This window comes from Candidatus Binatus sp., from assembly GCF_030646925.1.
In the GTDB taxonomy this organism is placed as follows: Bacteria; Desulfobacterota; Binatia; order Binatales; family Binataceae; genus Binatus.
The window spans coordinates 25,151-34,766 of the sequence record NZ_JAUSKL010000012.1 but is presented as its reverse complement, the minus strand read 5'-3'; the positions used below and the strand labels follow the sequence as shown (position 1 = coordinate 34,766).

8 protein-coding genes are annotated in these 9,616 nt (G+C 60.9%); 4 read left to right on the top strand and 4 right to left on the bottom strand.

The genetic code is table 11. The features are described 5' to 3' along the window. The first annotated feature begins 409 nt into the window (after nucleotides 1-409). A complete protein-coding gene (locus Q7S58_RS01460; RefSeq protein ID WP_304820059.1) occupies nucleotides 410-1,282 on the top strand; it encodes a DUF3800 domain-containing protein in 873 nt (290 codons plus the stop codon). 487 nt (nucleotides 1,283-1,769) lie between these two features. On the opposite strand, the gene Q7S58_RS01455 is transcribed toward Q7S58_RS01460, so the two are convergent. The 3 genes from Q7S58_RS01455 to Q7S58_RS01445 all read right to left on the bottom strand — a co-directional run bounded on the left by Q7S58_RS01455 (nucleotide 1,770) and on the right by Q7S58_RS01445 (nucleotide 3,986). Then, nucleotides 1,770-2,075, bottom strand: a complete 306-nt coding sequence (locus tag Q7S58_RS01455; RefSeq protein ID WP_304820061.1) for a protease pro-enzyme activation domain-containing protein — start codon at nucleotides 2,073-2,075, stop codon at nucleotides 1,770-1,772. Nucleotides 2,076-2,260: 185 nt separating this feature from the next. Next, nucleotides 2,261-2,899, bottom strand: a complete 639-nt coding sequence (locus Q7S58_RS01450) for a hypothetical protein (RefSeq protein ID WP_304820057.1) — start codon at nucleotides 2,897-2,899, stop codon at nucleotides 2,261-2,263. Further along, entirely contained in the window at nucleotides 2,886-3,986 is a 1,101-nt protein-coding gene (locus tag Q7S58_RS01445) for a deoxyguanosinetriphosphate triphosphohydrolase (protein ID WP_370655432.1), read from the bottom strand. The genes Q7S58_RS01450 and Q7S58_RS01445 overlap by 14 nt, the downstream gene beginning before the upstream one ends. Nucleotides 3,987-4,163: 177 nt before the next feature. On the opposite strand from Q7S58_RS01445, the gene Q7S58_RS01440 reads away from it, so the two are divergent. Genes Q7S58_RS01440 through Q7S58_RS01430 form a run of 3 tightly spaced genes read left to right on the top strand, consistent with a single transcriptional unit; the run spans nucleotide 4,164 to nucleotide 7,491 of the window. Beyond that, nucleotides 4,164-4,856 (top strand): septal ring lytic transglycosylase RlpA family protein, encoded by a 693-nt coding sequence (locus Q7S58_RS01440; RefSeq protein WP_304820053.1) that lies wholly within the window; start codon nucleotides 4,164-4,166, stop codon nucleotides 4,854-4,856. After that, nucleotides 4,853-6,205 (top strand): hypothetical protein, encoded by a 1,353-nt coding sequence (locus tag Q7S58_RS01435; protein WP_304820051.1) that lies wholly within the window; start codon nucleotides 4,853-4,855, stop codon nucleotides 6,203-6,205. Before Q7S58_RS01440 ends, Q7S58_RS01435 begins: the two co-directional genes overlap by 4 nt. Further along, nucleotides 6,202-7,491 carry a hypothetical protein gene (locus Q7S58_RS01430; RefSeq protein WP_304820049.1) on the top strand — a complete coding sequence of 430 codons (1,290 nt, stop codon included), beginning with the start codon at nucleotides 6,202-6,204 and terminating at the stop codon, nucleotides 7,489-7,491. Before Q7S58_RS01435 ends, Q7S58_RS01430 begins: the two co-directional genes overlap by 4 nt. Nucleotides 7,492-7,501: 10 nt before the next feature. Here Q7S58_RS01430 and Q7S58_RS01425 read toward each other — a convergent pair whose 3' ends face one another. After that, nucleotides 7,502-9,610 (bottom strand): ATP-dependent DNA helicase RecG, encoded by a 2,109-nt coding sequence (locus Q7S58_RS01425; RefSeq protein WP_304820047.1) that lies wholly within the window; start codon nucleotides 9,608-9,610, stop codon nucleotides 7,502-7,504. Nucleotides 9,611-9,616: the final 6 nt, after the last annotated feature.

The window sequence follows — 9,616 nt, the reverse complement described above, 5'->3', positions numbered from 1 at the left end:
ACCTCGGTTAAGGACTTGGCCCGCAAGCTGATGCGCTACATCCGTCACTACAACCGCGCTCCCAAACCCATCAAGTGGACCTATCGCGACCCCAACCATCGCATCTATTCCGATACCAATGTCACTGTTACAGGCCACTAGCATAGCTACCGACAGAGAGAGCGTCAGCAGCGCAACGCACTCAAGGGTCGCTCGTCCTTGACTGAACCATAAGCGGTTCATTTCAAAACCGCCCACTACCACTAGCGCGAGTTTGTTGGGATGTACAGCTAGGTTCAAAACTGCTCGAATCCGCCAAGGAATCTGGCAATGCGGGGAAATCAGCGAGCGACAGCGACGCGCCGACATATAGTAGCGCCCCTACTCCGCGAGGTGCGCTGTGAGCACCACTTACGATCGAGTTGGTCGATTGGCCAAGCTGCTGCGTTCAAAGAGATTGTTTGTGCTTGACGTAACGGGATATTTCGATGAAGGCGGAACGCATGCTCAGGCACCAGTCATCGTCGTGGCTGGATATCTGTCCCCTGCGCGCGATTGGCGACGATTTGAAATTAAGTGGAACAAAGTGCTCCGCCAGGAAGGTGCGCTGCTTTATCACGCGACAGATGCCGAGGCTAAAACGCCGCGCGGCGTCTACGAAGGTTGGACACGGGAAAAGGTTGATCGCCTGACGGATCGTTTGGTTCCCATTGCTGCTCAATATGCGGGGCGAGCATATGGTGTTCACATGCTCGCTAGCGTCTGGTATGCAGCCGTACCATTCGTGAAGGAATTTCTTCCTGAACGTTCGCATGACGGTCCGTATAAAATCCTAGCTAAGGATTGCATCGAGACAGTCGTTAATACGCAAGGTCCATCGTTCGCTGAGCAGATTACGTTCGTGTTTGAACGAAACGACTACAGCAGCGAACTTTTGGCCGGATATGAAATAATCAAGCAAATCTCACCGCGCCCCTCACTACTCGGGCCAATAGCGTTCGATGAAAAAATTGAGAATCCGATGCTTCAGGCAGCCGACCTAATCGCGTGGCACTATCGCGTAGCGACGGAGATCAGGCAAGGTTTTAGGAACGATCCGATCCATCGCGCGGCCCTGAAACTATTCAAACCTACAGACGCATTTCGTTTTGTGCCAAAAGAGGAATTTTGCAATCAAATCGCTGACGCTTTTCGACGCAACGGGGCGAGGTGGAACGAACAGGTATTTAGGCAAATGATTGAGCGCGAGGAGCGTCGGCTAGCGCGCGAAGAGCGAGGCCGCAAAGCGCGCGAGGCCAACTAATCATCTGACCAGTAAAATACCCACACAACTGACTTCCGCTGAGAGCCCATCATGATTGATTCGTGCTGAATCGAAATGATGTCCGATTCCTGTTGAATCCCTGTTTCTCCGATGCGTTCGTTAAAGTCGGCGAGAATCTGGTCAACGTAGTCGCCGCTTATGTCCACCGATCTAACCTTTCGCATTTTGTGGACTCCGGTGAATCGCTTTCTCTGGCGCCTTATCGGAATTTCTTTACGTCGAACGCGCGCAGTTCATCTCTTAGCTTTTCGTCGCTCTCGCGCTGCTTCTCGCTGATCGGCTTTCGCTTTCGCGGTTTTGGCTTCGTCACGCCGATACTTTAGCGAGGCGACCGCGCTAGCGCCACTATTTGTCGCACGTCGTAATCAGGTCGCCAAGCTCGTTTGAGTTCAGCGACTCTATTCTCCACATAAATTTTTCCTGTTATCGGCGGAATCGGCGGAATCTGCGGTTAAATCTTCACGTCTTAATCGGTTACTTGCTCACGCTCGACGTCCGCGACGGTGCCGCGAAATCGCACCATTCGTGTGCCGAGGCTGGTCTTATCGATTGTGAAATGGTTCCGGCGGAGCCAATCCACCAGCTCATCCAACTGGCTCTGCGTAGGACCGAAGCGGCGCATGAATTGCGCGATGCTGAACCATTGGTGATAGGCGGGCGAGCCGGGTTGTTGAAGTTGAACTTTCAGTTCCTCCAGCTCGGCCTGATTGCGCAGCGCCAGCACCGCGGACATCTGCAACACGGCCTCGGGATTCGCACGAGGCCAGCCCAGGGTGAGCGCGCCTCGGGATGATTGGCCGCGACGGGAATCGCACCGTCGGAAATCGCGGGCGACGGTCGCGACGAGATCAACAAGGCCGCAGACGCGAACGCGACGACGATCGAAAACATGAAATCGGGTGCTTCATAATGCCGCAGCCAAGTAATCTCTCAGGACCAAGAACTCAACGATGAGAGTTACTGCTCCTTGCTGGAGATTGCGGGTGAGTGAGCGGACGATGTCGCTTCGTCCCTGGAGCGCAGCGCGTGCAGGGCGCGGCGCGCGACGAAGTTCCGCGGCTCGATTTTGAGCACCTGTTCGTAGTACCCGATCGCGCTCGCTTTGCGCTCGAGCCGGGCGGCGGATTTGCCCATCGTGAGCAGCATCTCGGCGGTATCGGCGCCGAACTCGCGCGCCTTCTTGAGCGTCGTCAGCGCGTCGCCGAATTTCTCCTGTTCAGCGAGAGCAAGACCCATCCCACGGAGCGCGTCCGCGTTCATCGGGTCCAGATCGAGCGCGTCGAGATACATCGAGAGCGCCGCACGCCGTCCGCCTTTGAGATGAAGATCGCGAGCCGCGGCGGCCATCCGGGCGCCCTCCTCTTTCCATCCCCTGGCTTCGATCTCGACGGTGATTTCGTCGCGCGAAACTTCCGCCTTGATCACTTTTAATTTTGCGCCGAGATATTTTCCGAGCCGTTCCATCACGGCATCGCCATCGGTTTCGGGTGAATCGAGAAATACCAGGCCGACTGGATCGCCGATGTGATCCTCGCGGCGAATAACGATCGAACGCCGCTGCCGAATCGTTTTTGCGGAGCTATCAGACGCGTTCATCGGGGTCAAACAGCTTCCGGTATTCGTCGAGCGCGAAACGGTCGGTCATGCCGGCGATATAATCCGCGACGGCGCGCGACACCGGCTCACCGTCGCGTTCCGCGCGCGCGAGCACATGCGCGGGAATCTGGCGCGGCTCCGCCATGTAGGTCTGGAACAGTTGCGCGAGCACCCTGCCCGCCTTTTCCGTCATCCGGCTGACGCGGTAATGGCGATACAACTTGTCGCGCATCACCTGCTTGATTTCCTCGACCTGCACGCCCATCGCGGGGCCGAAACTCGCGAGCGCCCTACCCTGTCGGCGCACGTCGTCGATGCTCGACACCTTGGCGCGCTCGAGTTCCGCGGCGACGTGGGTCATCAGGTCGGTGGACATCGCGTCGATCATTTTGATCACGGTCTGATAGCGATGAATGCGGGGCTCGGCGTCAGGAGATGTGCTGCGCGCCGCGGCTGAGGCCGCGCGATACATCGACGACGCGTTCAATTCTTCGGAACTGAGCATCCCGGCCTTGACGCCGTCGTCGATGTCGTGCGCGAGGTACGCGATTTCATCGGCGAGATCGACTATCTGCGCCTCGAGGCACGGATAGATGGCAGGATCGAATTCGCGCGCGGCGGGACGATCGTGAAAATTCGAATGCTTGACGATTCCTTCGCGGACCTCGAAGCTCAAGTTCAGGCCGCGAAAATTGGGGTAGCGTATTTCTATCCAATCAACGGTGCGGAGACTCTGCGCGTTGTGATCGAAGCCGCCGTAGGGCGTCATCAGCTCGTTCAGCATCTTCTCGCCGGCGTGGCCGAATGGCGTATGACCGAGGTCGTGCGCGAGCGCGACCGCCTCGGCCAGTTCCTCGTTGAGCCCGAGCGCGCGCGCGACGGTGCGCGTAATCTGCGCCGCCTCGAGCGTATGCGTGAGGCGGGTGCGATAGTAATCACCCTCGTGATTGACGAAGACCTGGGTTTTGTATTCGAGGCGGCGAAACGCGGCTGAGTGGATGATGCGATCGCGGTCGCGCTGGAACGCTGTGCGGATCGGATGCTCGGGCTCGGGATAGCGCCGCCCCCGGCTGGCCCGCGACGGCATCGCATACGGGGCCAGCGTGCGCGCTTCGATTTCCTCCAGCTCCTGCCTCGTCCGCAGCACGCCCCGATGCTACCACGCGGCGGGGAAGTCCCGAAGCGCCGCGCGCAAGTTCGTCAACAGCGAAGCTCTTCTGCCCGGTCGTCGCAGTTTCTATAATTGCCGCGGGGTGGAGCGGAGTTGGGATACCTGCGCAAGGTGATTTGCCGCGCTTTGCTCGCGGCTGGAATGAGCGGCGTGCTCGCCGCGTGTGCTACATCTAAAACGAAACCGGTCCTGGTCGCGCCAACTCAGGCAAGCGTTGCACCTCAGACCGGGCAATCGATCAAGGAGATGGGAGTCGCGTCGTGGTACGGGCCCGGCTTCAACGGCCGTCCAACTTCGAGCGGGGAAATTTACGATCAGGAAGATCTGAGCGCGGCATCGACGATCTTTCCGCTCGGGTGCCGGGTAATGGTTACGAATCTCGCGAATCATCGATCGGTCGAGGTGACGATCAACGATCGCGGGCCGTTCGTGAAGGGACGCAAGATCGATCTGTCGCGCAAAGCGGCGCGAGTAATCGGGATGCTCGATAACGGCACGGCGCCGGTGCGAATCGATCTGATCAGCGCGCCTGAGGGATCGCGGCCGGTGGGATCGGCGCCGCGCTACCTGGTGCAGATCGGCTCGTTTTCGCGCGAAGACAATGCCGACCGTTTGCGCGACCGGATGCTGGCCTACTATCGCGACATCCGCGTCGATCGGCTTGATGCGTCCGGGCGGCGCTACTACCGTGTGCGCATGGGCGCATTTTCGACACGGGCAGAGGCGGAAACGCGCGCATCGGCAACAGCGCATCTCGGATTTCCAATCATCATCGTGCAGGAATGAAAAAGCGCTCCGGCCGCATCGGTTACGCGCGACGGCGCCGGTGGCCGGGCTTTGCGCATTTGATCGTGGCGGCGATGCTGCTGGCGGGATGCGCCTACTCGCTGGTCAGCGGCGATCACGTCAATTCGAGCCAGGCGGAGAAAATCGAAGCAGGCCTGCCGACGCTTCGCCAGCTTCAGTTCAAGCAGCCGGTGCCGCTCGTCGTGAAAACGCGGGACGAAGCCGAGGCGATGATCGAAGCGGACATGATGCGCGATTACACCGACAGCCAGTTGCAGGTCGAAGGAATCGTCGGGGCGCTGCTGGGGCTGTATCCGTCGCAGATGGATCTGAAAGCTGAAACGTTGAAGCTGCTGCGGAGCCAGGTGGCGGGCTTCTACGATGCGCATGAGAAAACGATGGTGCTCGTGAAGGGTGGCGCCGATTTGGGTTTCTGGAACGCCACGAGCCAATTTCTGATTCAGCGCGATCTCGTCGGCGAGATGCTGCTGGCGCATGAACTGACTCACGCGCTGCAGGATCAGAATTTCGGCCTCGAAAAAAGTCTCGACGCGGTGAAAGACAACGATGACCGCGCGCTGGCTCTGAAAGCCGTCGCGGAAGGCGACGCGACGCTCGCGGGTTTCGCGTACGCGATGGGTCGAATGGACAACGACATTTCGAACCGGCTAATCGGCGGCCTCAAGGGCATGCCTCAATCGCTCGCGGCCGAGTCGCCGGGCACGCCGGAAGGGCTCAGCGTACCGCTGCTGTTTCAGTATTCGGAGGGCGTGCGGTTCGTGGCGGAGGCTTATCGGCGCGGCGGATGGAGCGCGGTGGACGCGCTGTACCAACGTCCGCCGGAATCGACGCATCAGATTTTGCATCCCGGGATTTTTTTCGAAGATCGCGCGCACACTCCGCGCATCGCGCTCTCCGGCTACGAACAAATCATGCACGGCTGGAGGAAAGTCGATGACAGCACTTACGGGGAGTTGCTGCTGCGCGTGATCCTGGAGCGCAATCTGGGCAAGCAATCGAGCGAGATTGCGATCGCCTCGCGATGGACCGCCGATCGCATGATCGTGCTGCAGCAGAGCCGCGGGCTGAACGTGATCTGGATGCTGACATTTACGGACAAGCAGACTGCGAGCCATTTTGCCGTGGTCTACGCGACGCTGCTGGATCGCCTGCTCGGCGGCGCCAGCGCGCATCGAATCGACTACCGCGCGAATGCGGCGCTGGTGATCATCGGCGAAGGCGCGAACTATTTCGATCAGCTCGCACCGGCAATCTGGAATGCGAGCACGATCGAAACCGCAAGCACGTCGACGCAGATTGCAGTGCCGCCGACGCCTGACGAGCAATGAGGCCGGCGCCCAGCGTCGCGCGTCATGCGCGGATCGCAATCGCGATCTTCGCGCTGTTGGTCGCGTCGCCGCTCGCGCCTGGCGCCGGTGAAATTGCCAACGGCGCGTTCACGCCGGCGGAAATTCAGAAAATCATCGAGGGCATCCAGACTCTGCGCGGGCTCAAATTCAGGAACAAGGTGGCGCTCAAGTACCTGACGCCGGCTCAGGTCGTCCGGCAAATCAGAGCGGACGCCGATCACCAGAACAAGGCGGAAATCGAGCTCGACAACAAGATCGGCGCGATGGTCGGGCTGTTTCCGGCGGGCACCGATATTCAGTCGGCTGACATCGGGATGTTGCGCGGGCAGATCGCCGGGTTATACGACTTCCGCAAGAAGCAGATGATCATCGTCGAAAGGCATGGCGCACAAGGGGTAAAGCTATCGGAGTCGAAACGGCGCGAAGCGACCGACGTGATCGCGCACGAACTGACGCATGCGCTGCAGGATCAGAATTTCGGCATCGGTGCGGCGCTCGAGAAAGCGAAGGAAGATGACGATCGCGCGCTGGCGTTGGGCGCTGTCGCGGAAGGCGACGCGACGCTCTCGGGGTTCGCGTACATCGCCGGGCGGATGGATGACGAGGTGCTCGAGACTTTTCTCAAGAACATTCCGGCGATGGAAAAGGAGTTTGCGAAAAGAGCCGGCGGCGTGCCGCTCGGAATCCGGGCGCCGTTTATTTTTCAGTACATGGATGGCGCGCGCTTCGTGGCGGCGGCGTATCGGCGCAACGGATGGGCCGGCGTCAACGCGCTGTACAAGCATCCGCCCGAATCGTCGGAGCAGATTCTGAATCCGAGGGCATACTTCGAGCACCCTGCTCCACCGCCGCGCGTGCGTGTAGCGGGTTACGAGACGGGTCTGAAGGAATGGAAGAAAGCCAACGAAGGAACGTTCGGCGAGGTGTTGCTGCGCGTGATCATCGAAGCGAACCTCGGCGAGCATTCGCCGCGCGCGGCGCTCGCGAAGGCGTGGGACGGCGATCGCGTAGTGGTGCTGAAAAAGAGCGGTGCAATCACTCTGCTCTGGGTGATCGCGTTTGTCAGCGAAGCGTCGGCGGCGAATTTCGCGCAAGTCTGTGAGGACGCACTCGAGCGATTGCACGGCGCGAAGATCGCGCATCGCGTCGAGCGCGATTCGCGGGCGGTGCTGGTGATCATTGGCGACGCCGCGAAGCGCTCCAACGATCTCGTCGCGCAAATCTGGAAGAAGACAACATTGTCGGGCGCGCCGCTGCCGAATTGAAACTCGAACACTATCCGACGTCCCCCAAGCTGAAGCCGAGCGACAGCATTTTCCGGAGCGCGTCACGCGCGCCTTCAGACGCGGCGCTCTCGAGATTTGGATCGCGCTTCAGCCAATCTTCGGCCATGCGGCGCGCGCGCTCGACGGTGTGAAGATCGCGCACCAAGTGAATGAATCGCAGCGGCAACGCGCCGGTCTGCCGCGCGCCGAGTAGATCGCCGGGTCCCCGGAGCTGCAAATCAGCTTCGGCGACGCTCTTTCCAGTGGTGCATTGACGCATGACGTTGAGCCGTTCGAGCGAGTCCGAGTCGCAGTCGCGCGACGCGATCAGGCAGCATCGCGAGGGCTGGTCGCCGCGCCCTACCCTGCCGCGCAGTTGATGCAATTGCGCGAGGCCGTAGCGTTCCGCGGCGTCGATCACGATCACCGTCGCTTCGGGCACGTCGATTCCCACCTCGACGACGGTTGTGCAGACCAGGATGTCGAGCGCGCCGTCGCGAAACGCGCGCATCACGCGATCCTTCTGCGCGCCGGCCATCCGGCCATGCATCGTGCCGATGCGTGCGTCGCGCAATACACTCTTCGCGATTCTCGCCGCGGTGGCGGATACCGATTTCGCCTCATCATCCTCGCCGTCGATGAACGGCACGACGTAGTACGCGCGGCCGCCGTTTTGGATTTCGGCATGCAGGAGGTCGTGGGTTCGCGCGAGATCGTCCTCGGAATAAATTTCGGTCGAGATTGGGGTGCGTCCCGGCGGCATCTCGTCGAGAAACGATACGTCGAGATTCGCGAACAGGCTCATCGCGAGGCTGCGAGGAATCGGCGTCGCGGTCATCATGAGGAGATTCACGCGCGCGCCAAGCGCCTTCATCTTCGCGCGATCGAAAACACCGAAGCGATGTTGCTCGTCGATCACGCCGAGAGCCAGATCGCGAATGCGCACGCGTTCCTGGATGAGCGCGTGAGTGCCAAAGACGATTGGGAGATCGCCGCTCGAAAGATCGCGCAGGATTGGTTTTCGGTCGACGGCGCCGATGCGGCCGGTCAGCAGAGCTGAGCGGATGTTCAATTTTCCGCACAGGCGTTGAAAGCTGCGATAGTGCTGCTCGGCGAGCAATTCGGTCGGCGCCATCATCGCGGCTTGATGGCCGCATTCGACCGCGCGCAGCATCGCCCAGAATGCGACGAGTGTTTTTCCGCTGCCGACGTCGCCCATCAGCATCCGATTCATCTGGCCGTGGCGCGCGAGGTCAGCGCGGATTTCGTCGATCGCGCCGGCCTGTGCGTTAGTCAATTCAAACGGCAGCTCGCGGATGAGCCGCGTGCTCAGATCCTCGCGGCCGTCGAGCGCGATACCGGTGCGACGCGCGCTGCGGGCGCGCTCGATCAATAGCGCCAGTTCGAATGCGAACAGCTCGTCGAATGCGAGCGCGATGTGTCCCGGCGATTCGCCGGCCTCCAGCGCGCGAACGTCCGCATCGGCCGGCGGATCGTGCAGGTACGCCAGCGCATCCTGCACGGAGGGAATCTCGCCGCGCACTTCATCCGGAATCGCGCCGCGAACGAAACCCTGGGAGAGAGTTCGTGTGACCAGGTTCGCGAAGAGTCGTTGCCCGACGAATGTCGGCAGGCGATAGACGGGACGTATCCGCGGCGGCGCCCCTTCGGACAACTGATGAATTTCCGGTTGCGCGATCTCGAGGCCTCCGTCGGCGGCGCCGGTGACGCGGCCGCGGATCAGCACCCGTTGTCCGGCAGGCAGGTAGCCGCGCATGTAAGCGGGAAGATTGAACCACACCAAGCGGATTCGGCGGCCGCCGGCCTTGAGCCATCCGGTTGCGAACCGTCGCCATCGCGCGGCGCGCATTCGGCCCTCCAGAATTTTGCCGAGGTCGCCTTCGATAACGGCAATAGTCCCGGGACGAAGGTCGTTAGGCGGGGTTCGCTCGCGCCAATCCTGGTAACGGGACGGCAGATGAAAAATCAGATCGCCGGCGGTCTCGATACCGCGGCTCGCAAGCGCCGCGGCGCGCTTCGGCCCGATTCCCGCCATCGCAGCGATCGGACTGGTGATGCGGAGCGACGCCGAATCCGATGCGCGGCGGTCGTCGTCCATGCCTGC